This window comes from Methylocystis sp. SC2, assembly GCF_000304315.1.
GTDB lineage: Bacteria > Pseudomonadota > Alphaproteobacteria > Rhizobiales > Beijerinckiaceae > Methylocystis.
In genome coordinates, this window is the sequence record NC_018485.1 from 1,864,896 (window position 1) to 1,888,741 (window position 23,846).

23 protein-coding genes and 2 pseudogenes are annotated in these 23,846 nt (G+C 59.8%); 14 read left to right on the forward strand and 11 right to left on the reverse strand.

Annotated elements, in window-relative coordinates; genetic code table 11:
- Positions 1-187 precede the first annotated feature (187 nt).
- Positions 188-436 (forward strand): MGMT family protein, encoded by a 249-nt coding sequence (locus BN69_RS20045; RefSeq protein WP_158491306.1) that lies wholly within the window; start codon positions 188-190, stop codon positions 434-436.
- Positions 437-505: 69 nt separating this feature from the next.
- Here the strand turns inward: BN69_RS20045 and BN69_RS09020 are convergent, their stop codons facing one another.
- The 6 genes and pseudogenes from BN69_RS09020 to BN69_RS09035 form a co-directional block, all read right to left on the reverse strand.
- On the reverse strand, positions 506-823 hold the full coding sequence (locus BN69_RS09020; RefSeq protein ID WP_014891283.1) for an ArsR/SmtB family transcription factor: 318 nt from the start codon (positions 821-823) through the stop codon (positions 506-508).
- 7 nt (positions 824-830) lie between these two features.
- A complete protein-coding gene (locus tag BN69_RS09025) occupies positions 831-1,283 on the reverse strand; it encodes an SRPBCC family protein (RefSeq protein ID WP_014891284.1) in 453 nt (150 codons plus the stop codon).
- A 560-nt stretch (positions 1,284-1,843) separates the two neighbouring features.
- Positions 1,844-1,960, reverse strand: a pseudogene (locus BN69_RS20050) (HTH domain-containing protein); the annotation flags it as partial.
- Positions 1,961-2,002: 42 nt separating this feature from the next.
- Positions 2,003-2,494 (reverse strand): annotated as a pseudogene (locus BN69_RS19160) (chromate resistance protein ChrB domain-containing protein); the annotation flags it as partial.
- Positions 2,495-3,020: 526 nt separating this feature from the next.
- On the reverse strand, positions 3,021-3,248 hold the full coding sequence (locus BN69_RS19785) for a GDCCVxC domain-containing (seleno)protein (protein ID WP_014891287.1): 228 nt from the start codon (positions 3,246-3,248) through the stop codon (positions 3,021-3,023).
- A 1-nt stretch (position 3,249) separates the two neighbouring features.
- Entirely contained in the window at positions 3,250-3,756 is a 507-nt protein-coding gene (locus tag BN69_RS09035; RefSeq protein ID WP_148277077.1) for a mercury transporter MerT, read from the reverse strand.
- Here BN69_RS09035 and BN69_RS09040 point away from each other — a divergent pair.
- The 7 genes from BN69_RS09040 (at position 3,755) to BN69_RS09070 (ending at position 14,792) form a co-directional block, all read left to right on the forward strand.
- On the forward strand, positions 3,755-4,168 hold the full coding sequence (locus tag BN69_RS09040; protein WP_014891289.1) for a MerR family transcriptional regulator: 414 nt from the start codon (positions 3,755-3,757) through the stop codon (positions 4,166-4,168). The genes BN69_RS09035 and BN69_RS09040 overlap by 2 nt on opposite strands.
- A 43-nt stretch (positions 4,169-4,211) precedes the next feature.
- Positions 4,212-4,847, forward strand: coding sequence for a class I SAM-dependent methyltransferase (locus BN69_RS09045; RefSeq protein ID WP_014891290.1), 636 nt, complete (start codon positions 4,212-4,214; stop codon positions 4,845-4,847).
- Positions 4,848-5,610: 763 nt separating this feature from the next.
- Positions 5,611-6,012 (forward strand): FixH family protein, encoded by a 402-nt coding sequence (locus BN69_RS09050; RefSeq protein WP_014891291.1) that lies wholly within the window; start codon positions 5,611-5,613, stop codon positions 6,010-6,012.
- A gap of 53 nt (positions 6,013-6,065) precedes the next feature.
- Positions 6,066-7,256 (forward strand): TolC family protein, encoded by a 1,191-nt coding sequence (locus tag BN69_RS09055; protein ID WP_244435071.1) that lies wholly within the window; start codon positions 6,066-6,068, stop codon positions 7,254-7,256.
- Positions 7,253-8,677: an efflux RND transporter periplasmic adaptor subunit gene (locus tag BN69_RS09060; protein ID WP_014891293.1), complete on the forward strand. Its 1,425-nt coding sequence runs from the start codon at positions 7,253-7,255 to the stop codon at positions 8,675-8,677. Before BN69_RS09055 ends, BN69_RS09060 begins: the two co-directional genes overlap by 4 nt.
- The gene (locus BN69_RS09065) at positions 8,674-11,835 is read left to right on the forward strand and encodes an efflux RND transporter permease subunit (protein WP_014891294.1); all 3,162 of its coding nucleotides are present in this window, start codon (positions 8,674-8,676) and stop codon (positions 11,833-11,835) included. Before BN69_RS09060 ends, BN69_RS09065 begins: the two co-directional genes overlap by 4 nt.
- A 692-nt stretch (positions 11,836-12,527) precedes the next feature.
- Positions 12,528-14,792, forward strand: a complete 2,265-nt coding sequence (locus tag BN69_RS09070; protein WP_014891296.1) for a copper-transporting P-type ATPase — start codon at positions 12,528-12,530, stop codon at positions 14,790-14,792.
- Between the two features lie 340 nt (positions 14,793-15,132).
- On the opposite strand, the gene BN69_RS09075 is transcribed toward BN69_RS09070, so the two are convergent.
- From BN69_RS09075 to BN69_RS09095, 5 genes are read right to left on the reverse strand one after another with little or no spacing between them, the layout of a single operon-like run.
- Positions 15,133-15,942 carry a class I SAM-dependent methyltransferase gene (locus tag BN69_RS09075; RefSeq protein ID WP_014891297.1) on the reverse strand — a complete coding sequence of 270 codons (810 nt, stop codon included), beginning with the start codon at positions 15,940-15,942 and terminating at the stop codon, positions 15,133-15,135.
- 36 nt (positions 15,943-15,978) lie between these two features.
- Positions 15,979-16,518, reverse strand: a complete 540-nt coding sequence (locus BN69_RS09080) for an ArsR family transcriptional regulator (protein WP_051013260.1) — start codon at positions 16,516-16,518, stop codon at positions 15,979-15,981.
- Complete coding sequence (locus BN69_RS09085) at positions 16,515-17,039, reverse strand: GNAT family N-acetyltransferase (RefSeq protein ID WP_041926892.1); 525 nt, start codon at positions 17,037-17,039, stop codon at positions 16,515-16,517. Before BN69_RS09085 ends, BN69_RS09080 begins: the two co-directional genes overlap by 4 nt.
- Complete coding sequence (locus BN69_RS18765) at positions 17,040-17,399, reverse strand: type II toxin-antitoxin system TacA family antitoxin (protein ID WP_244435072.1); 360 nt, start codon at positions 17,397-17,399, stop codon at positions 17,040-17,042.
- A gap of 24 nt (positions 17,400-17,423) precedes the next feature.
- On the reverse strand, positions 17,424-17,858 hold the full coding sequence (locus tag BN69_RS09095; protein ID WP_014891301.1) for a hypothetical protein: 435 nt from the start codon (positions 17,856-17,858) through the stop codon (positions 17,424-17,426).
- 127 nt (positions 17,859-17,985) lie between these two features.
- On the opposite strand from BN69_RS09095, the gene BN69_RS09100 reads away from it, so the two are divergent.
- The 6 genes from BN69_RS09100 to BN69_RS09125 all read left to right on the forward strand — a co-directional run bounded on the left by BN69_RS09100 (position 17,986) and on the right by BN69_RS09125 (position 23,835).
- The gene (locus BN69_RS09100; protein WP_256364812.1) at positions 17,986-19,557 is read left to right on the forward strand and encodes a recombinase family protein; all 1,572 of its coding nucleotides are present in this window, start codon (positions 17,986-17,988) and stop codon (positions 19,555-19,557) included.
- Entirely contained in the window at positions 19,557-20,453 is an 897-nt protein-coding gene (locus BN69_RS09105; protein ID WP_014891303.1) for a plasmid partitioning protein RepB C-terminal domain-containing protein, read from the forward strand. Before BN69_RS09100 ends, BN69_RS09105 begins: the two co-directional genes overlap by 1 nt.
- 176 nt (positions 20,454-20,629) lie before the next feature.
- Positions 20,630-21,379: a plasmid partitioning protein RepB C-terminal domain-containing protein gene (locus BN69_RS09110; RefSeq protein WP_473086666.1), complete on the forward strand. Its 750-nt coding sequence runs from the start codon at positions 20,630-20,632 to the stop codon at positions 21,377-21,379.
- A 587-nt stretch (positions 21,380-21,966) separates the two neighbouring features.
- Positions 21,967-22,413 carry a hypothetical protein gene (locus BN69_RS09115; protein WP_041926894.1) on the forward strand — a complete coding sequence of 149 codons (447 nt, stop codon included), beginning with the start codon at positions 21,967-21,969 and terminating at the stop codon, positions 22,411-22,413.
- 1 nt (position 22,414) lies between these two features.
- Positions 22,415-22,858, forward strand: coding sequence for a PIN domain-containing protein (locus tag BN69_RS09120; RefSeq protein WP_041926895.1), 444 nt, complete (start codon positions 22,415-22,417; stop codon positions 22,856-22,858).
- Positions 22,855-23,835, forward strand: a complete 981-nt coding sequence (locus BN69_RS09125) for a CBASS cGAMP-activated phospholipase (RefSeq protein WP_014891307.1) — start codon at positions 22,855-22,857, stop codon at positions 23,833-23,835. Before BN69_RS09120 ends, BN69_RS09125 begins: the two co-directional genes overlap by 4 nt.
- Positions 23,836-23,846: the final 11 nt, after the last annotated feature.

The window sequence follows — 23,846 nt, forward strand, 5'->3', positions numbered from 1 at the left end:
GTTCCGAGGCTCGCGCCGCCGCGCGTAGCCCGTCATAGAGCTGCGAGTCGGTCATGCAGCGCTTTCATATTTTTCGAACCGCTATCGGTTCCTGTGGCGTTGCGTGGAGCGAAGAGGGCGTGACGCGATTCCAATTGCCGGAGCGGGACGATGCAGCTTTGGCGCGACGCATGGCGAAGGCGGATCGGTGGTCAGGCGCCCTGCCTTTGCCGATCGCGCAAGCCATCGCGGACCTCGAGCGCTATTTCCGCGGCGTGAAGGTCATTTCTCGACCCTGCGGCTGGACCTTCGCGCCTGCGGCCCGTTTCACAAGGCCGTCTATGATGCGACCCGCGCCATTGGCTGGGGCGCCGTCGCGACCTACGGCGAGATTGCCCGTGGCGTCGGATCGCCAGGCGCCGCGCGCGCGGTTGAACACCGTCGCCAAGCTCGTTAAGATCGCCGTCAAACGGTGATTTGAAGCAGCACGAAGGGCTCGCCCGACCCACTCGGGCGCGATAGCCACCTAGCCTTCAACGAATGACTTCAATCGGGCCAATGTTGCGTCCCACTGCGCGGAGACGCGATCGAGATATTGTCTGGCATCCTCAATTGGTTCCGGCTTGAACTCGAAGAGACTCTCGCGCCCGGCGCGAACGCAGCGCACGACCCCTGCGCCCTCCAAAACACGCAGGTGCTTGGTTACGGCCTGACGCGATAGTTTCGAGCCCTCAGTCAAACGAGAAATCGATTGAGGTTCACCCTTGCAGAGCTTCGCGAGCACGGTTAGGCGCGTTTCATCGCCGAGAGCCGCGAATACCGAAGCGCGAACTTGCAGCGCCATGCCTTTTCTACGACGCATTCTCGACATGCCGTGCGATGTTTTCCATTTGTATGTTCCAGCCGTCTTCGTTATCGCGCAAGACGATAAGGCGTCGGCTGCCTGGAAACTTGTCGTAACCCGACTCGACGAGGCGCAGCCGTGTGCCGTCAGCTATTGCCTCCAAAGTGAATTCGACGGTCGTCGGCGGATCCTTGGCACTGTCATCCTTGGGATCGACTGCATACGGACCCCAGGTAAATGAGAACAATCGCTCGGGTTCTATTCGCAGCACGACAATCTCGAACTGAATGTGTTCATAGCCGGGATAGGTGCTTTGTCCCCGCGTGGGATTTCCGATTACGAATGGTCCGTCCAACCGGGCGCGGAACCACGTGCCGAACTCGTTGTGATCGGTAAGAGCGCGCCAGACCCGGGAGACCGGCGCCCTGAGTTCTACGCGCTTCTCGATGCGATCATCCATATGCAACCTCCTTGTTGCATATGAGTATGACTTGCTTGCGCTAAAATGCAACTATTGTGTTGCGTATATGGCCGTGGCTTCCTCGTCGCCCGCGCGGAAAAGAAATGCACATGGGTGGGTGGCGCTGAGATATGGATGCCGATCAAGGACGCAGCCTGGTCGCGGCGCGGAAGCGAGATTGATTGAACGCATGGATTCCTTTTGTACCTCGGCGAATGGGAGCGCGACGATGGAATTCTTTGGCGGACTGGACGTGTCGATCGACGAAACGGCGATTTGTGTGGTCGACGACAAGGGCACGGTGCATCGAGTGCATCGTCGTCCAGTCGGGACTTCAGTTCCTGCGGCAAGACACCGGCGATTTTGGTGAACGCATTGCGGGCAGCGTCGGACAATTCGTCGTCAGTGCGCCGCGCGACCCATTTCGCCCCCAGCGCCAACGCCTCGATTTCCTCTTCGGAGAACATCAGAGGCGGCGGCAGAAAGCCGGAGCGAAGCACATAGCCCACTCCCGGCTCGCCGTCGATTTCGGCTCCCATCGCCTGCAAGGCGGCGAAGTCGCGATAAAGCGTGCGCAGGGAAACGCCCGCTTCGCGCGCAAGCTCCGCCCCGCTCACGGGTCGGCGGCGCCGACGCAGCATTTGCAGAAGCTCGAACAGGCGATGGGTGCGAGACATGGGGCGAAGATACGATGCCGAACTCCTCGATCATGAGCCTCCGAAACGTTCTGCCAACGCTGTTACCTCGGTCGGGGCCACAAAAAGAAAGACGGCGTTCGGATCGACGAAGCGACGAATGAGCTATGGGCACGCTATCCGATCGACCTTCGGACGAGCGCGCGTCACCCAAATCGTGCGTCCATCCTCGTTACGTGGCGGCAATTTGGTCTCTGCGACGAGAGCGCCGCCCGCCTGTGTCCACGCTTCGTAGCCGCCCTCAAGAATGTCAGCAGGCGCGCGATTATGACGAAGCCACGCGGCTGTTCCTTCACTGAGCTTTCCACCGCGTTGGCAAATCACGGTGGCCGCTCGGGCGACAAATGCCTCCGCCCATTGAGAGACAGAACGATGATCGCGCCGAATGCTCGCGGGTATGAAACGCGGATCGGCGGCAAAGTCCTCATCTGTCCGAACATCGATCAGGACCGGTGCGCGGTGCGTGCCGATCAGGCGTGCAAGTTTCTCGGACGAGATTGCGTTGATAGACGACATGAGGCGCCCTTCGCTTCCATGTGAGCGTGGACGCGATGCTTGGGCATGTCGCCTCGTGGGGAGATCGCGATCCCCATATCGGTAAGGTCGGCTAGGGAACGCGGTCTGTCAATATAGGATACCGGACCTGCCTCGGGTCGCTGGCCATCGTGTGCTTGAAGGTCGCTGGCCTGAGGAAGCTTTAGCGCTGGTAATGGAGCGGCAATGTAACTAACACGCTTCACGCCCTGAGACATGGGCGATGTTCCCGAAATGCACGCCCGTTATGGGTGCTTGGGAAGGGCCTTTCCCACATGAAAAACGCCCCGCCGGTACATCCGCACTCGGCGCGCCTACCGCACCTGCTATGTGTCGAGGCGTCACCCAGCATCTTTCCTGGGCTGATATCCATCGGCTCGTCGGCCTGATCGGCGCGTCGCGCTTACAAAACCGAGGACGACGCAGATCGAGGTCACTTCCGCCTGCGACAGGCGACAATGAGCTTTCCCATGTACCGGGGTCGCGCGGTCCAATCCCCACCGCAGTCTCACGTGCGGGAGCAGCATCCAGCAGTGTGACCACGCGCTCCCCCTTCTTGTATTGGTGGGCAAGGCAGATCGCCGTAAGAGCAGAAGACGCAGCAATCCCCCGCCTTCGGCTTGAGCAGCGCGCCGCAGCCCTTGCATTCATAAAAGAATTGGCAGGCATCCGTTGGCATCGTCTCCGTCGACTGATGGCCGCACGATGGGCAGGTGATCGTCGAGACGAGTTGCATTTCAACGCCCCCGAACGAGCTTGATGAGCATTGGGTCGATATAGCTCCAGCTTGCAGCCGCCAGCACGACGGCCGAGGCGCCTAGGAGCAGCGTTAGTGTTGCGCGTGAGCGTTCGGACGACGCGCAGCTCGAACCCGCAACGCAAGCATCAGGACGCTTCCACCACCATGCGCCCCATCCCCCAACAATGGCCAAGGCGCTGACGGATAGGAACGGGACGCGCCATTCAGCGAGCGATTCAAGGCCGCCGAAAACGCCCGCCCCCGCGCCAACCGCGGCGAGCCCGAGCGGGACGACGCAGCAGGAAGAGGCGATGACCGCCCCGAGACCAGCTGCCAACCCCAATGCCGCAAGCCACTTGGGCGCGGCCGGCGAAGCGGCGGGAGACGATGCGTTTGGCGTTGTTTCGTCTGTGGTACTGTCGATGGTCATGGTTCGCCCTTCCTCGATGGTTGGGCTATCCTGCACCCCGTAGCGGCTACGGGTGCAAGAGAAATAATCGCGCATGTCCAGGCAGCCCTTGACAATTGGAAGGCTTGCGGCGGCGGCGGGCGCCAATCTTGAGACCGTGCGTTATTACGAGCGCATCAAGCTCATGCCGCCGCCGGCGCGGACGGCGAGCGGGCATCGCGCCTATGAAGAAGGCCATATCCGAAGGCTGGCCTTTATTCGCCGCGCTCGCGAACTCGGGTTCAGCATCGAGCAAATCCGCACCCTGTTGGCTCTTGCCGAGCCGACCCGCGCTTCCTGCGCGGAGGTGCAAGAGGTTGCGCAGACGCATCTCGACGAAGTGCGGACGAAGCTCGCCGATCCCGCCAAACTTGAGCGCATTCTTGACGAGACGGTCGCCCGCTGTTTTGGCGAACCTGCCCCCACGTGTCCGGTGCTCGATATATTGACGACGCAGAAACGCGCATAGTTCCGATTTATACGACGGAGCAGCTGAGCCTCGAGGAACAGCGATGACACCGACTGACCAGCAAGCGCACTGGGAAAACATTTACACGACCAAGGGCGAGACCGAAGTTAGCTGGTTTGAGGAACCCCCCACTGAATCCCTTCGATTGCTCCAGCTTGTCGGCGCGCAGCCGTCATCGGCCATCATAGATGTTGGCGGCGGCGCATCCCGCCTAGTCGACAATCTTCTGGCGCAGGGCTTCGAGAACATCACCGTCCTGGACTTATCGGCCGCCGCGCTCAACTCAGCGCGTGCTCGGCTTGGCGACAAAGGCGAGGCGGTGAAGTGGATCGTGGCCGATGCGACGGAATGGCAGCCGAAAGATACATATGACGTCTGGCATGATCGCGCCGCCTTCCACTTCCTGACCAACGAGAAGGTACAGCAGGCCTACATCCAACGGCTCAAGCAGGCGCTCAAGCGCGGCGGTCACTTCATTATCGGGACGTTTGCGCTCGACGGCCCTGAGAAGTGCAGCGGCCTTCCGGTTGCGCGGCACAGCGCTGAAAGCCTTAGCGCGCTCTTAGCGCCTGACTTTGATCTGATTGATAGCCGCCGCCATGAGCACATAACTCCATGGCAGGCAGTCCAGAAATTTCAATTTAGTACTTTCCGTTACAATTTACGAAACACGATTTAGGCCAACATTCGTGGCCGCCCTCGCCGCCCTGGTCAGACAAGCGGCGAAGGTAAAAAGCTGGTGGGGGATGGCTTACGCCACGCCGTCACCCGCGAGGAACTCGTTATTGCTGATCCGGCCGCGCGGCGCGGCAATTACTCTACGGCCGGATAACCTTGGCCGCGATCATAAAATGAGTTGGGGCTTGCCATGGTAGTTTGCGGCTGACAGAGTAGCGAAATGCTCCGCTGCCTTCGCCTTTTGATCTCTGCGGTTATTCTCACTACAGCTTTAGCTGGGGGCGGAGCTTTTGCCGCGAAGATGAACCATGTTTGCCTTGAAATGAGCATGGACGATTGTCCCGGCCACGGCGGCGATGACGGCGCAGCACTCCCCATGTGCGCTGAGATCCTGTGCGGACCAAGTCAAGCAGCGCTTCCGCAGTTTCAACCACTTCTTGATGCCCTCTTTTGGGGGTATGCGCCGCCGCTGACTCCCTGCGATGACATTGAGTTCAGTGGATTACGAAGTCCGCCAGCTCTTCGACCTCCAATCGTCTAAAGCCGAAAGTCCAATCTCGCTCACGGTAGCGCCGCGAGCAGATTTGGCGCGACCTCAAGCGGTCGCTGCGGCTAGCCGAGGGGGATCGATATCCACGATCCCATTCCCGCAGGAACCAGCGCCGTTGTCGCATCGACGCGTGAGGCGCGATGATGTCCCTTGTCGGGATTGAGCGCAGCTCTGCGATCCGCACCCATCAGTGGGATACGGAGATAATCTGATGATGCTCGTGACCTCGGGCAAGGCGCGCTTATTCGCGCTGGTCGCGCTTGCCATCTTGAGCTCAGCGCCGCACGCTCGCGCCAACATCAACGACTACGAATTCCGACTCGTCGAAGCGCAATTCAAGACGGGGCGAGCGATCGTATCGGTGAGTCTCGTCCATAAGCCCGACGACAAGCCGGCGCCAAACTCGGTGATCTTCGCGATGCGTCTCGACATGGCTCCAGATGGCATGGAGACGATGACCAGCATGATCGAACCGGCGCCAAGCCCCGATCCCGGAGTTTATCGCTTCAAGGTCGATCTGACCGATGCGGGAACGTGGCGGATATCACTCGCTGCAAAGGTGCAGGGCGAGAGCGGCACGCTCCAGAGCCGACTAATTCTAAAGGTGGCGCCATGAATCGAAGACGGCGCCTTCGCGCCATCTCATTTGTGGGGTCGGCGGCAATATTGATGTGCTCAACATCGCTTTCGGCGACCGAACGAAACTTGCTAGGCGCCTCCGTCGAAAGTGTTGTCGCGCTTGCAAAGCAGCTAAGCCCCGAACTGGCGGCGGCCGCGCTAGATGCCGATGCGGCAGCGCATCGAGTGGGCGCGGCTGGTGTGCTCGCCGATCCGACGGTAACGCTGCAGGCGTGGGACGTGAATGGACGCGGCGTCGGCCAACGTTGGATAGGCGCCGAACAGGAATTCAAACTTTGGGGCAAACTCGACCTGGAACGCGGCGTGGCAGAGGCCGACGCCGAGGCTGCGAGGCATCAGAGCCGCGCCGTCGCCACAGATTTGATCGCCCGCGTCAAAACCGCCTATGCGCAATACGGCGCCGCGCATCGGGCGGTCGACCTTTCGCTTGGATTAAAGCGCCGGCTCGATGAGATCCTCGGTTTGTTGCGCTTGCGTTATGGCGCGAGCTCGGTCGACCAACAGGAAGTGATCAAGGCCGAGATCGAGGCGGCGACGGCTGAAACAGAGGTCGCGCGTCGTCAGGGCGAGGCTAAATCCACCGCCGCTCGCTTAAACGCCCTGATCGGCCGCGACTCGCTAGCGCCGCTCGCTGTTCCCAGAGGCTTTCGGCCGCTGAAAGCAAAGCTGACGCTCGCCGGCGTTCAGGCGCTCGCGAGAGCCGCCAATCCAGCCCTCGCCACGACCAGCGCGCAAGTCCGTGCGGCGACCGGAACGAAGGAGCTTACGGACCTGAATTACTACCCAGACGTTAAGGTTGGCGCGAACTTGGTGCAGCGTCCCACCGGCGACAATAGCGGCATGTTCACGCTCGGCTTCAAGGTGCCGCTGCAATATGAAGCGAAGGACGCCGAACAGCGCGCCGCCAGTTCACGACTCGGCGCCGCGCAGATGCGCTACGACGCCATCCGAATTCGGCTCGACGGCGATGTCGCCGAAGCGTGGTTCGGGCTGGAGGCGGTGCGCAAGGCGATCCGCATTGTCGAACAACGCCAGCTTAATCCGGCGCGCCTGTCGGTAGAGACGGCGCGAAGCGGCTTTGCGGCCGGCGCCGCCGACTTGGCGACGTCTCTGGAAGCTGAACGACGCGTGCAAGCGATCGAACTCGAAATCCTTAAGCTTAGAGTCGAAGAGCAAGCCCGATACGCTGAGCTTGAACGTCTGGCGGGAGGCTCTCTATGACTCGCCGTCACATCGTTATTCTTTTGGGCTTTGCGGTCGTCGCGGCCAGCCTCGCTTGGTTGGTCGAGGGACGTTTCAAATGGGTCACACCTACAGGAACGCTGGGCGACGCCGGGCCTAACATCTCGGATAAGGCGCCTGCAACGACGGGCCCGATCATTTACTACAGAGATCCCGACGGTCGCCCATCCTATTCCTCGACGCCCAAGAAGACATCGGCAGGCAAAGATTATCTGCCGGTGCGCGCCAGCGAGGATGTGAGTTTCGAGGACAAGCCTCCTGCAGGCGCCGCCAAGATTGGCGGCGAACGACGCGTGCGCTTCTATCGCCATCCAATGGGCCTGCCCGACACATCGCCCGTTCCCAAGAAGGACGAGATGGGAATGGATTACGTACCCGTCTACGAGGACGAGGCGGAGAACGGCGCGACCATCACGATCAGCCCCGGAAAGCTGCAAAAGACCGGCGTTCGCTCCGAACCCGTCCAACGCCGGACGCTGAGCGTCCCTGTTCGAGCGACGGGCAGGATCGACTTCGACCCGCGACGTATCTCGATCGTCTCCCTGCGCTTCGAAGGCTTCATCGAATCGGTCGGGAAGTTTGCGGAGGGCGATTACGTTCGCAAGGGCCAGACGCTGATGCGCGTGTATGGGCCGAATCTTTCGAGCGCAGCCGCCGAATATGTCGCCGTCCTCAACATGCGGCGTGGCGGCGGGATCGACGCCCAGCGTCTGGAGGGAGCCAAGCGGCGGCTCGTCAATCTCGGCCTCGACGAAAGCGCCATCGCCGCGATCGGGCGCGCCCGCAGCGTTCCACGTGTGATTGCATGGCCCGCGCCGCAAGACGGCCATGTCCTGGAGCGGGCGGCAATTAACGGCATGCACGCCGCGCCAGGCGACATGCTGTTTCGCATCGTCGATCATTCCCTAGTTTGGGTGCTGGCGGACCTCGCCGAGCGAGACATCGCCTTGATCAAGCCCGGACAAAAGGTCGACGTGCGGCCACGGGCTTACCCAGATCGAGCCTTTAAGGGGCAAGTCGCTCTGATTTATCCCCATCTCAATATGGAGACACGAACGGCGCGCGTCAGGATCGAACTGCCGAACCCCGACGGGTTGCTGCGGGGAGATATGTATGCCGAGGTCGAGATCGCAGCCGGCGGAAACGAGAAGGTGCTAACGGCGCCCGAAAGCGCCGTCATCGACACCGGTAAGCGGCAAGTGGCGATTGTCGACAAGGGCGAAGGACGCTTCGAGCCGCGCGAAGTCAAGATCGGCCGGCGCGGCGAAGGCTTCGTCGAAATCAAGAGCGGCGTGAGCGAAAACGAACGCGTGGTTACGACCGCGAACTTCCTCATCGACGCCGAAAGCAATTTGAAGGCGGCGTTACGAGCTCTCGACCAAGGGGAGGCGGGCAAGTGATCGCCCGTCTCATCGCCTGGTCGGCGCGCAACCTTTTGCTCATATTCGTGGGCGCTGCCTTCGCGGTCGCAGGGGGCGTCTATGCCTTGCGCACACTGCCACTCGACGCCATTCCCGATCTCTCCGATGTGCAAGCGATCGTTTATACGGAATATCCGGGCCAGGCGCCGCAAGTCGTCGAGGATCAAGTCACTTATCCGCTCACCACTTCGATGTTGACCGTTCCGCGCTCCAAAGTGGTGCGCGGATTTTCATTCTTCGGCGTATCCTTCGTCTACGTCATCTTCGACGATGGCGTCGATATTTATTGGGCGCGCTCGCGCGTCCTCGAATATTTGAGCGCGGCGAGTAAGAGATTGCCGGCGGGCGTGACGCCCGTTCTTGGTCCCGATGCGACGGGCGTCGGCTGGGTCTATCAATATGCGCTCATCGCCAAGGATATGACGCTCGCCGAATTGCGCTCGATCCAGGACTGGACGATCCGCTACGGCCTCGCCAAGGCTGAAGGCGTCGCTGAGATCGCGAGCGTCGGCGGCTTCGTCAAGCAGTATAATGTCGTTGTCGATCCTAACCGACTACGCGCGCTCGGCATTCCACTGTCGAAAGTGCGCGGCGCCATCCGCGCCAGCAATGCCGATGTCGGCGGTCGCACGGTCGAACTTTCCGAATTTGAATTCATTGTGCGTGGACGAGGCTATCTGCGCAGCGTGAGCGACCTGGAAAGTATTGTCCTGCGCGTCGAAAACGGCACACCACTTCTCCTGAAGGATGTCGCGCGCGTCGAGCTCGGCCCCGACGAGCGGCGTGGCGTCACCGAACTCAATGGCGAGGGCGAGGTTGCGAGCGGCATCGCGCTACAGCGTTATGGCGCCAATGCGCTCACAGTGATCGACAATGTCAAATCGACCCTTGCGCAGATGGCGACAAGCCTGCCCAAGGGCGTTGAGATCGTCTCGGTTTACGACCGCTCCCAGCTCATTCATGCAGCCATCGAGACGCTCAGGAGCACACTTGTCGAAGAAGGCGTCATTGTCGCTCTCGTCTGCGTCGTCTTTCTAATGCATGTGCGCAGCGCACTCGTCGCCATCATCATGCTTCCCGTTGGCGTATTAATGGCTTTCGCCGCGATGAAGACGCTGGGAATCGGCTCCAACATCATGAGTTTGGGCGGCATCGCCATCGCCATCGGCGCAATGGTGGACGCGGCCATCGTTATGATTGAGAACGCGCATAAGCATCTGGAGCGCGCGCTTCCCGACAAGCGGCGTATCGAGATATTGATCGATGCTGCGACCGAGGTTGGCCCCGCGCTGTTCTTCAGCCTGTTGATCATTACGGTTTCGTTCCTGCCGATCTTCACGCTCGAAGCGCAAGAGGGGCGTCTGTTCAGCCCGCTCGCCTTCACCAAGACGTTCGCTATGGCGGCGGCGGCGCTTCTTTCCGTGACACTCGTGCCGGCGCTGATGGTCGTCTTCGTGCGCGGAAAAATTGTTCCCGAGGCGAGGAACCCCATCAATCGCGCACTCATTTGGCTCTATCGGCCGATCATACGTCTGGTGCTCAAAGCGAAAGTCGCCACTATTCTGCTGGCGCTGGGCGCGCTAGCGCTGACCATCATTCCGGCCCACCAGCTCGGTAGCGAATTCATGCCGGCTCTCAATGAGGGCGCGCTCCTTTATATGCCAACGACGTTGCCGGGACTCTCGGTCACCAAGGCCGCCGAACTCCTGCAAACGCAGGACCGCATCATCAAATCCTTCCCCGAAGTTCAGTCCGCCTATGGCAAGGCCGGGCGCGCCTCAACTGCGACCGATCCGGCGCCGCTCGAAATGTCCGAGACCGTCATCCAATTGAAGCCGAAGGATCAGTGGCGTTCTGGAATAACGATCGACAAGCTCATTGCAGAAATGGACGCGGCGCTGCAATTTCCCGGCGTGTCCAACGCCTGGACCATGCCGATCCGAAACAGGATCGACATGCTGGCGACCGGGATCAGAACGCCGATCGGCGTCAAGATTTTCGGCCGCGACCTGTCGCAAATGGAGGACCTGGCGCGCCAAGTCGAGTCCGTCCTGAAGCGCGTGCCCGGAACGTCGAGCGCCTACGCCGAACGCGTCATCGGCGGCTATTATCTGGATATTGTTCCCGACCGCGCGATGCTCGCGCGCTACGGCCTGATGATCGGCGACTTGCAAGAGGTTATCGCGACGGCTCTTGGCGGCGAGACCATAACTACGACCGTCGAGGGGCGTGAACGCTATGGCGTCAATATTCGCTATCCGCGCGACTTTCGTTCGGATCCGAGGGCGATCGCCAGCGAAGTGCTGATCGCCATGCCGGGCGGCGGGACGGTTCCGCTCGGCGAGGTGGCGAGGGTGGAACTCGTTCGTGGTCCTACTTCGATCCGCACCGAAAACGGCCAGCTCGCGGTCTATATCTTCGTCGATATTCGGGACCGCGATCTTGGCGGCTATGTCGCGGAAGCGCGTAAATCGGTCACAGAAGCGATCGAGTTCCCGCCCGGGTCTTATATCACGTGGAGCGGCCAATTCGAATATCTGGAGCGCGCCGACGCGCGCATGCGGATCGTCGTGCCCCTGACGCTGCTCGTCATTTTCCTGCTGCTCTATCTGAATTTCCGCCGCTTGACCGAGACATTGATTGTCATGCTGTCGCTGCCGTTCGCGCTGGTCGGCGGCGTGTGGCTGATGTGGTGGTTGAACTTCAACATGTCCGTCGCGGTGGCGGTGGGTTTCATCGCGCTCGCCGGCGTCGCCGCCGAAACCGGCGTCGTCATGCTGATTTATCTCGACCAAGCGATGCGCGAAATCAAGACTGCACGTAACGTCTCGCGCGTTGCTTTCACGAGAGCCGATTTGCATGAGGCGATCATGCTCGGCGCTGTCGAACGTGTGCGGCCGAAGATGATGACGGTTGTCGCGATCATGGCGGGGCTTGTGCCGATCCTCTGGAGCACGGGCGCAGGATCAGAAGTTATGCAGCGTATCGCCGTTCCGATGATTGGCGGGATGGTGTCTTCGACGGCTCTGACGCTCGTTGTCATTCCGGCGATCTATGCGCTGATCAAGGGGTTTGGCCTGCCTCAAATAAGAGAGGTCAAACAGGAGTTGGGAGGAACTATCCGCGCAGCTCCATAAAGCAATGACAACGATCTTCAGAGGAGGAAGACCAATGCTTAGACTTCCTATTGCCTTAGCGACGATGCTGGCCCTATCCATCCCCGCGATGGCCCACCAAACCCAAGCACGCGACCCGCAGATTCACGGAATGGTCCCAGGCGGCCATGGCCGGCACATGCATCGCGATTGGAGCACCCCCGGTCAACACAGACATAATGTGTGCTGGCACCGCCATCATGGAAGATGGGTATGGGTCTGTCGCTGACCGAGAGAGCTTCGTGATCGACCGCATGTCCAATGCGAACCTGGCGTAAGGCAATCTCCATCGACAATAATAGAACGACCCGACAGTCGATTTGCTGTCGGGCCGCATTCCCTAGGTAAGCATAGGAGCGCTGGAGGTCTCATCGCGGCGAGATATCACTCAAGGAATCTGCGTCCTCACAATCGCCGAGCAAGAATGGCGGACCACATCGAGGGATCAGCAGTTCCGCCGTAAACTTTGTGTTGCGAGGCCTTCCGAGACACGATGCGCGATGACGACATAGCCCGAGCGGGAAACGCTGCGGTCGACGGTGGCGTTGCCGTGACCGAAGGAACCGCCATTTCTGGAAGCGCGGGGCCGCATTACCTAGCGAGCGACGACGATCGACGTTGCGCAGGGGACGACGAGATCAATTAGGATGCCGTTCTGATGGCGTAAGAGAAGGATGATCCGCGTGGCCCACGAGCATCGGCATGATCACGCCTCTCATGAGGAATCGACATCCGCCCGCGCCGGCGGCGCGACCGAAGATGCAGCTCACGGCGATACGCACGCGTCGAACGTCATCTACACATGCCCGATGCATCCGCAAATTCGCCAGATCGGCCCCGGCAATTGTCCGATCTGCGGCATGACGCTCGAGCCGCTGGTCGCTTCAAGTGAAGCCGAACCGACCGCCGAACTCGTAGATATGACCAGGCGGTTCTGGATCGGGCTGGCGTTGGCGGCGCCGGTGCTCGTCTTGGAGATGGGCGACCATTTATTCAATCTGCATCACTTGCTAGCGCCGCAGGCGTCGAACTGGCTACAGCTCGTTTTAGCGACCCCGGTCGTGCTCTGGGCCGGCTGGCCGTTTTTTGTTCGAGGCGCGCAGTCGCTCGTGACGCGCAATCTGAATATGTTCACGCTCATCGCCATGGGAACTGGCGTCGCCTGGATTTACAGCGTCGCCGCAACAATCGCGCCGTCTCTTTTTCCACCTGCATTTCGCAACATCGACGGCTCTGTCCCGATCTATTTCGAGGCGGCGGCGGTGATCACCGTCCTTGTTCTGCTTGGACAAGTTCTTGAATTGCGCGCGCGGGAACAGACCGGCGGCGCCATACGCGCGCTCCTCGATCTCGCGCCAAAAATGGCGACTCGGATTAACGCTGACGGATCCGACGAAGAGATTGTGCTGGATCTTGTGAAGGTCGGCGAGCGCCTGCGCGTCCGTCCAGGAGAAAAGGTTCCTGTGGACGGCGCACTCGTCGAGGGCCGCAGTTCGGTCGATGAGTCCATGGTCACCGGCGAATCCATGCCGGTGACCAAGACTGCAGGCGACAACGTCATTGGCGGCACGCTCAATCAGACTGGCGGCTTTGTGATGCGCGCCGAGAAGGTTGGCCACGACACCGTGCTCTCAAGGATTGTCGAGATGGTCGCATCGGCGCAGAGAAGCCGCGCGCCAATACAACGCCTCGCGGACCAAGTGGCGGGTTGGTTCGTGCCCATCGTCATTCTCGTCGCCGTTCTTGCATTTCTTGCCTGGGCGATCTGGGGACCGGAACCGCGCATGACGTATGGCCTTGTTGCGGCGGTCTCCGTTCTCATCATCGCCTGCCCCTGCGCGCTCGGTCTTGCGACGCCGATGTCGATCATGGTCGGCGTGGGACGCGGCGCGCAGTCGGGCGTGCTGATAAAAAGCGCCGAGGCGCTGGAGCGCTTGGAAAAAATAGACACGCTGGTGGTGGACAAGACCGGGACGCTTACCGAAGGCAAGCCGCGCGTCACGGCCATCCGCGTCGTTGCGGGCATCGCAGAGAACGATCTATTGGCGACGGCGGCGAGTCTTGAACGCGCCAGCGAGCATCCGCTGGCGTTGGCGATCGTTCAGGCGGCAGCCGAGCGCGGGCTCGCGCTCAAGGGCGCGACGGATTTCGATTCCCCCGTGGGCAAGGGCGTCATCGGCCGGGTCGAAGGCAATGCGGTCGCGATCGGCAATCGTCGATATCTCGTGGAGCTCGGCGTCGATGCGACGCCGCTCGATAGCGACGCCGAACGCCTGCGGGAAGACGGCGCGACAGCGATCTTCGTGGCGATCAACGGAAAGATTGCTGGCGTCATCGCCATTGCCGATCCGATTAAACCGACGACGGAAGCCGCGCTGCAATCGCTGCGCGAAGATGGCGTCGCCGTGGTGATGCTGACCGGCGATAACTGGACAACGGCGCGCGCCGTCGCCAAACGCTTGGGGATCAGCGAGATCGAAGCTGAGATCCTCCCGGAGGACAAGAGCAAGGTCGTGAGCCGCTTGCGCGAGGCGGGTCGAATCGTCGCCATGGCGGGAGACGGCGTGAATGACGCCCCTGCCTTGGCCGCCGCCGATGTCGGCATCGCCATGGGAACCGGAACCGATGTCGCGATCGAAAGTGCGGGGGTGACTTTGCTGAAGGGCGATCTCGGAGGCATCGTGCGTGGCCGACGTCTCTCCAAGACAACGATGCGCAACATCCGCGAGAATCTGTTCTTTGCATTCATTTATAATGCCGCGGGCGTGCCCATTGCGGCTGGCGCGCTCTATCCGATCTTCGGGCTACTTTTATCGCCGACGATCGCCGCCGCGGCGATGGCGCTGTCATCAGTCAGCGTCGTCGTTAATTCCCTGCGACTGAGGCAAGCGGAGATCGAACCTAAAGCCAAAATCGAGATGCCGCCGTTCTCGACCTAAGCAGAAAGCTTTGGGTTATCCGGCACGACGAGTGGAAGGCGCGCTATTGTTGTCTGAGCACGACCGGCTTTGCACTGCGCTGCCCGAACACCACACTAAGAACAACTACCGCAACTGGCCGCGGAGGGCTCCTGCGTCTATCACTGCGTCCAAGAGAGATTGGAGAATGCGAAAAATCGCGCTACTGATCGTGTCACCGCTGTTTGCCGCGGGATACGCAGGTCATCATTTCTATCCCAAGCACTTCCATCAGGATTACGGCATCACCGAAGCTTGGGATGATGCGGCCCGAGGCCTCGCTCAAAGCCCACGAGCTCCCTCCGCATAAGGCAGCCTTAATTTACCTTCGGATTCCGACCGTCAGCCAATATTCTCGCGGCACGCAGACGCCGAGATCATTTCGAAACCCCTCGTGGAAGGCGACGAAATCGCGCTCCAGCTCCGAGCGCCGCGTAGCGTCGAGATTTTCCGCGAGCGAATGCGTCGGTCCGTAGCCCGTCGAAAACGTTTTCCACGCCGCTTCGCCGCTCGGCTCGCGGTAGAACGAAGTTCCTTTTTCAAATGCGAGGTCGAAATTGGCGCCAAGCAATTCATTGATACGCTCCGTTTTTCCCCATTCGAAAGGCGACGGCGGCGCGGGCGTTGGCGGCGGCGGCATATAGGGCTTCATCACCAAGAACATCTTGAAGAGATTGCTGTCGGACAACCAGGTGGTCAATGCGATGCGTCCGCCCTTTTTGCAAACGCGCGCCAGCTCGGCCGCGGCGGCCTCCGGACGGCTTGCGAACATCACGCCACAGGTTGAAATGACGGCGTCGAATTCTCCCTCTTCGAACGGCAGACTTTCTGCGTCTCCAATTTCATAGGCAATGTCGAGTTTTTCGCTCTTTGCGCGTTCGATCGCGGTCTCGATGAGCTTCTCGCTGATGTCGACGCCGGTGACGTTCGCGCCTCGCCTCGCGAGGACGCGAGATGTCCAGCCGGTTCCAGTCGCAAGATCAAGAATGCGTTCGCCGCGCTTGGGATCAAGGCGCAGCACGCAGTGTTCGATCGAATCGGCGATGCCGCGGCTGATATCTTCGTAGTGGGCGCCGCCAGAGTTCCACACAGCTGCCGACTTTTGGTTGTGAGCCTGGATCACGCCGGTCATCTTTTCCTCCCTTAAGTTTGTTTTTCTCGACGACGGTCATTCATCAGGCCTCGGCGACGATCGGCAATCCCGCGGCGCGCCATTCGGGCAGGCCGTCCTCCAGACAGCGGGCGTTGAAGCCGCGCCTGCGCAACAACGCCGCCGCCTCGAAGGAAAGCACGCAAAAACGCCCCGGCAGTAAGCGACGACTTCTCGCGACGGATCGAGTTCGTATAGCCGCGCTTCCATCGCTTTCAGTGGAATTTTCAAGGCATTGGGAAGATGGCCGAGCGCAAACTCGTCTTCCGGCCGCACGTCCAGCACCGTGTCCGACCCGTCGCGGATTCGCTGGAACAGCTCGTCGCGCGGTACGGGCTCCAGCCTTTCTCGGTCATTGAAATAGCGGCGCATGATGCGTTCGACTTCCGCGACTTTGCGTTCCGCCAACCGACCGAGCGCCGCCAGAAGATCGAGCGCGGCTTCATCGGCAAGCCGATAGTAGACGAATTTGCCGTCGCGTCTCGCGCCCACCAGGCCGGCGCGGCGCATGTGCTGGAGATGCTGCGAGGCGTTGGCGATGGAGAGGCGGGTTGTCATTTCCTATTCGGACCGCCCGCGCGCACCATCGGCAACACCAGTCTGTTCGAGTCGGGGAGGCGAATGAACCCGTGGGAGGTATAAAATCCCGCCGCCGTTTCATCCAAGGCGTCGACGACCACCATTGAAGACCCCACCGTGCTGGCGCTCATAAACGCTCGTTGCAATGCGTCGGCTAAAAGGATCGAGCCCAAACACTTTCCCTGGAGATCCTTCGCCACCGCCAACCGGCCAATCAGCGTTGCGCTGACGAGCGGGTATCGGGGAATGAATTTTCTGGCTGCATCGGGCACCTCGCCCTGAGCAACGGTCATGGCGCAAAGCGTGTAATAACCAAGAACACGCTCTGGTTCGTTGGTTCTGGTCAAAATAAACACGGCGTTGGCGTGCCGGCGAACGTCTTGCCCAGCTTGCGCTTTGAAATAGAGATCGAGGCTCTCGACCCCGCAGGAGAAGCCCCGTCGATCATGCTGCTCGGCAAGCAAGTCAATCCGAAGATCGGCCGACGGCTGCTTCGCCATTCACCGTGTGACCCGACGCTTATGCTCGGCAAAGGCACGTTGAAGTCGCTCATTCAACACAGGCGGGTTGACCAGGGCATCAAAAAAAACGCCCCGATCACGGTCAGAGAGCACAAGCATTTCGTGTTCCGCTATCGTCTTGCGGGCAGCTTCCGTGAGCGCGGCCATACAAAAATCTGTCAACTTCCGCCGCTCAAGCTGCGCGGCGCGCTCGATCAGAGCCTTGGTCGGTTCGTCGACTCGAAATCCGAGGCGTTCCTCCCGCAGCCGCCGGTCTTTCTTCGCTGTCGTGGCCATATTCATGCCTCCCCCTAATTTGTACGTCAATTTGACGAACATTTCAAGGCCGGGTTCAGCCACGCATCAATCTTTCGCGGTTAACTCTCAGGTCCTTATCGTCCCGCGCTGGTTTTCATCCGATCCAGGCTCTTCTGGAATCGTGGGGTCGCGCCGTTGTGGCAACGCGGGACATAGCGCGTCAATTGCCGTGATCGCCTCAGAAAGCTTGGATCGCACTTGATACAATTCGGCTCCAACCAGCATTGACGACCGACCCGCCGCCGTAAGGAAGTACATCATCACGCTGTCCGAATGGCGCGCCAGCGCGATGAGGTACGGTCCGCTTGGGCCGTGCGTTCCGGCAAGCCAATGTTTTACAGTCCGTTCGCTGGCGCCGGTCCAGTTCATCACTGTTTTAACGGCTTGATGCGTCGAACCGAGTTCGCTTTTCAGCGCCCTCGCTATCGCATTTTCAAATTTCTCATTGAACGCAGGTTCTTGCGATCTCCAGTGTAACTTCTTGCCCTTTTTCGGCAACATCTTCCGCATCCTCCCCGATTAAGCTCATTAAGATGCGGAGACGGGTGGCGCAGTCTGAACGAACATTTCTTCGTTCACGGTGATCTGATGCGTTTCCTCGAACCCCCAGTGGGCAGGGTGTCGCGTCGTGACAAAGCCAACCCGACACCTCGGTTTCGAACCACCAAGACTCGAGAAGGGAACCCGGGCGGCTGAGTATGTCCGCATGTCAACTGACCATCAAAAATATTCGACCGAGAACCAGTCAGATGCGATCCGTCGCTACGCCGCCGAACGATCGCTCGATATCGTCAGAACCTATGCCGATGCGGGCAAGAGCGGTCTCAACATCGATGGACGAGACGCGCTGAAGCGCTTGATCGAAGATGTGGAGAGCAAGCGCGCTGATTTTGAAACGATACTCGTTTACGACGTTAGCCGATGGGGTCGCTTTCAGGACGCCGATGAAAGCGCCTTCTACGAGTACATCTGCAAGCGTTCCGGAATCACTGTCCGATATTGCGCGGAACAATTTGAAAATGACGGAAGCCCGGTCTCGACGATCGTAAAAGGCGTGAAGCGAGCCATGGCAGGTGAATATAGCCGCGAACTGTCGACTAAAGTGTTCGCCGGCCAGTGTAGGCTGATCGAACTCGGGTTCCGCCAAGGCGGTCCGCCTGGATTCGGATTACGCCGCAGGCTCGTCGATCAAACCGGAGTTCCAAAAGCCGAACTCTCGCGAGGAGAACATAAAAGCCTCCAGACAGATCGCGTCGTTCTTGTTTCCGGCCCCGACGCCGAGATCGCCGTGGTTCGGGAAGTTTATCATCGCTTCGTCGAAGAAAGCCTGTCGGAGCGCCACATCGCCGATGACCTCAACGTGCGAGGAATCACGACCGATGCGGGACATCCCTGGACGAGAGGAACCGTTCATCAGATTCTGATCAACGAAAAATACATTGGAAATAATGTTTGGAATCGCGTGTCTTTCAAGCTGAAAAAGAAGCGTGTCCGAAATCACCCCGATATGTGGATTCGCTCAGATGGGGTATTTCCGGCCCTCGTCGACGCAAAGCTTTTTTCAGAAGCACAAGAAATCATTCGCGCACGATCTCTTCGGTTGTCCGATACGGAGATGCTCGACCTCCTCCGCCAGCTTCGAAAAAACGTTGGACTCTTGTCGGGCTTGATCATTGACGAAGCCGAGGGGCTTCCGTCGAGCAGCGCGTATCGAACACGGTTTGGCAGCCTCTTACAAACTTATCGTCTCATTGGCTATACGCCACGGCGAGACTATTGCTACATCGAAATCAATCGCCGCCTTCGCGCACTTCATGAGAACGCGATCGCCGCCATCGTGGAAAGTCTTCGGGGCGTCGGTTGTCAGTTGTCCAATGAATCGAAAAATGGCCTCCTGTTCGTCAACAACGAAGTTACTCTCTCGATCGTGATCGCTCGCTGTGCGCGCACCCATGGCGGCTCCTATCGATGGCGGTTGCGATTCGACGCTGGTCTCCAGCCCGACGTGACAATCGCGGTGCGCATGGACGCAGAAAACCGAACGCCTCTTGATTATTATCTGTTGCCTCGAATCGATATCGCGGCCGAAAAATTGAAGCTTTCCGAGGACAACGGCCTCGCTCTAGACGCCTATCGTTTCGATTCGCTTGATCAATTTGTTGAATCCCTAGCGCCCATCACGATCACGGAGACCGCGTGATGCCTGTCTCGCGCGATCAGAAAATCGAAATGATACCGATCAACCAGATAAATGTGCTCAATCCTCGTGCGCGCAACAAGCGCCTTCACCGCGAGATTATTGATAATATCGAAACGATTGGACTAAAGCGGCCGATCACCGTCAGTCGACGGTCGGGAGCAAGCGTGAATCGGTATGATCTTGTATGTGGAGAAGGACGTCTCGAAGCTTTTCGTGTCCTGGGCGCAACGGAAATTCCAGCGGTCGTCACCGACGCTTCCGAACCTGACTGTCTCGTGATGAGTCTCGTCGAAAATATCGCGCGGCGACAACATCGTCCCATAGACATTATGCAGGAGATCGGGAGTCTCCACGAACGAGGCTACTCGGACACTGAAATCGCTCAAAAGATCGCCGTATCCGCCAATTGGGTCGGCACGATCGTTGCGTTACTGGAGCGAGGCGAGGAGCGACTGTTAACAGCTGTTGAAACAGGTCTCATACCCGTCAGTTTCGCAATCGATATTGCCCGGGCGGATCACGCCGAAGTCCAGAACGTGCTTATGGACGCCTATGCCGCTGGAAAAATCAAGGGCAAGAAGCTCGTCGCTGTTCGCCGCCTGCTCGATCAAAGGGTGAAGCGAAGCAAGACCATCCGGGGCAACCCACCCGGCCGTAAGAGTCCTCACAAGAAGATCACTCCCGACGAGCTTATGCGGCTTTATCAACGCGAGGCTGAAAAGCAGCGCCTTCTCGTCAAGAAGTCAGACTATGCTCAGGCCAAGCTCCTTTTTGTCGTCGAGGCCCTTAAAGATCTGTTGACCGAGGCGGCCTTCACGACGCTACTTCGCGCCGAACGCCTCGATACGATGCCTCGTGCTTTAACGGCGCGAATTTCGAAGGAGCATTTGCATTGACCCACCGGGACGTACGAAACGCTCCAGACATCAAACTGGGCTTTCTAAGAGAAACGATAAAACTCACTCTCAATCAAATCGTCCCGCTCAAGACGCTGCGGCCTGGAACCAAGTCCGGGAAGAAATACACGCAGATCGTCAGTTCTGTGCGCGCGATCGGACTTGTCGAGGCGCCCGTGGTGACGCCGGACAAGAGACGCGCCGGATCGTATTACCTGCTCGACGGTCATCTCCGCATAGAAGCGCTCAAGGACCTTGGCGTCAATGAAGTTGAATGTTTGATCTCAACGGACGATGAAACATACACATACAATAAGCGCCTGAATCGGCTGGCCGCGGTTCAGGAGCATCGCATGATCGTTCGGGCGGTGGATCGGGGAGTTCGACCAGAGCGAATTGCGGAAGCCTTGCACCTCGATGTCGTGACGATCCGGCGTCGCTTTCGGATGCTCGACGGAATATGCCCTGAAGCAGTAGAGCTACTGAAAGATACGACATGCCCGATGATCGTCTTCGAAATCCTTCGCGAGATGGCCCCGATCCGTCAGGTGGAGGCCGCCGAATTGATGATCGGACAAAACAATTTCTCGTCGATGTTCGCAAAGGCGCTCCTGGCGGCGACGAACGAGAAACAGCTTGTCGATCCCCGGAAGAGGAAGCCCAAAGGGCCGAACACCATTACGTCCGATCAGATCGCAAAACTGGATCGCGAACTGACCAGCTTGCAGGTTCAAGTGAAATCGATCGAGGACAGCTACGGCATCGACAATCTCCATTTGACGTTGGCCAAGGGTTATGTCGCAAAGCTCCTCGGGAACGCGCGGATCGTTCGATGGCTGGTTCAGAACCGACAGGAATATTTGAATGAATTTCAATCGATCGCTGAAATCGAGAATATCGGCACTGGAAAAGCAGCCGCCGAATGAAGATGAAGGGGACCCGGACCCGAAAGCGCGGGGACCGCAGGAGACGCCGCACTGTGGGGCGGATCAATTGTGGTGGCGGGGATGGTGGCGATCCCTCCGGAGCCCGCAAGGCTGGTCGAGCTTTCGCCGGCCGCGCTGGGCGCTGACCCAGTGTAATGATTCGGGCGCGCCGCTTGAGCTTCTAAAATGCTCGCGGCGCGTCCCCGGGAGCGACGCCGCATTCGCGCCAGTTGTGGCGCGCGGACCCGGACCAACAAGTTACGCATTCATGCTACAGTGAACTATATCGTACTCTAGCGAAAAATATCGCGCTCCAGAGGAGTAGCGGAGGAGCGCTACCGTCTTTCCCCACAACGACCAACTGTACGATATTGTCTTCGGGCGTGCGCTTGATTTTCCGGGCGAGTCAGATCGAGCTAGGCCATTCGCTGCTTCTGGCATACGACCACCATCTGCCGGTCGCGGACTGGGGCGATTTCCACGTTCGCCTTGATCGTCAGGATGGCGTACGCCTCAGGTCAGCGCACCGCTACGCGCTTGATACGTGTACACGAATACGCTATTTGTGTGTCACGTGGAGGCGCTCAATGACGATAGCGGATAAGGCTAAGCTCAAGGCCAAGACGAAGGCGCGGCGAGCGATGAAGGAAGGTATCACTCTCGAAGCGTTAGTCGATCGCCTTGGCGATCGAGCCGCCAGGGAATTCTTCAATCGGATCGACGGCACCCTTCGCGAGGGAACAGTAATCGTCGGCACCAGTGTACGCGATGCCCGTGTCGGCTTCGGTAAGGCGATGACCAGTAGCGTCAAGGTGGTCGTTCCGAGGCGTACGAGTGGCCGTAGGCGGAGCTCGGTCGATCCGTCCGAAGGATTTGTCATCATGAAGATCGACGATCTTGAGGCCGTCGTGCGCGCGGGTCAGGACGAGTTCGACTGGGGGCAGGCGTTCGCGCCGCGCGCCGGGCTCGAAGCCGCGACTACTACGCCGGTGCTCAAGCGCGGGTCCCGCGGTCGGCGTCACCTGCAGGTCTGATGTGTACCTGCTCGACACGCAACAGGTGATGGATCTGTTCAGTCGCGATGCGGCGAGACCCGTCTTCCAATGGCTCGAGGAGACCAGGCCCGGAAAAAGCGATCTTTTCGTGAGCGTCATCAGCCTGGGGCAGATCGCTCACGCCATCGAGGACATGGGTGTCACTCAGCGCAATCACTGGCGCCGTCTTTACCAGGAAGGACGTCGGGACTTCGAGCAGTCTGGTGGCGTCATCGATGTCGATGCCGCGATTGTGGACGTTTGGCAAGCCGGTCTTCGCGGCGATCGCCTGATTGATGTTCCCGATGCGGACGATGAACTCGGGGAGGATGATCGTCTGATTTTCGCAACGGCGATCGCCCGCGGCTATGCGCTCGTTACGAACGGGTCGCGGCAACTCCAGGACATCGCGGAGCGGACCACGCTCAGCATGATCGAGATATGAACAGCCGAAAACTCGATCCCGGCGAACTTCCCAGAGGGGAGCGGCGCGGGCGGCGCGAGCGACACCTTCTCGCCCTAACCGGCGGCGGTTACCGCGGGCTCTTTTCAGCCGAGATCTTGGCCGCGGCCGAAGCGGAAGGCGGCGTCCCGCTCGGCAAGCGCTTCGACATGATAGCCGGCACGTCCGTAGGTGGGATTCTCGCGATCGGGCTTGCCAGCGGCGTGCTGGCGCGCGATCTCGTGGCGTTCATGCGCGAGCATGGACCGGCGATCTTTCAACCTAGGCCGCTGTCATTCGCAGGCTTCTCCAAATCCCGCTATGGAAATGGTGGCCTGCAGCGCGCGATCGAGGCAGTCCTCGGAAAGCCCCGCGCGCAAAGGGCTTTTGCCGACATTCCCGTCCCGCTCGTGGTCTCCGCGGTGCAGGAAGGTACAGGCACACCGTATCTCTTCCGATCCAGCGCTGCGGCGACCGGAAAGGGAGACGAGGTCTCGACCCTCGATGTCGCGCTCGCAACCTCGGCGGCGCCGACCTATTTTCCCCCGCACCGGATCGGTGACCGGGTCTATGTCGACGGTGGTCTTGTGGCCAATGCCCCGGATCTGGTCGTTCTAACCGAGGCAGCGCGGCAATTCGGCTGCCGCATCGAGGAATGCCATCTGCTCAGCATCGGAACGGCTGGGGCGCCACGGGCCGGCGCCGTCGATGGCGCGCCTGGAAAGATTGGCTGGCTCGCCCGGCACGCCATCATTGACCTCATTATGACGGCGCAGGAGGCGCTGGCGATCGATCAGGTTCGGTGTTTGCATCCTGGCACGTTTCTTCGGATCGATGCCAAGCCGGCCCAACGGATCGAATTGGACGACACGAGCACCGTCGCGACGAAAACGATCATTGAGCTCGCGCAGAAGGCCATCGAGAACACCCGGCAGACGCAGGCCGCGGAGTGGCGGCGGTTTCTGGCGTACTTGGCTTGAACAATCGACCA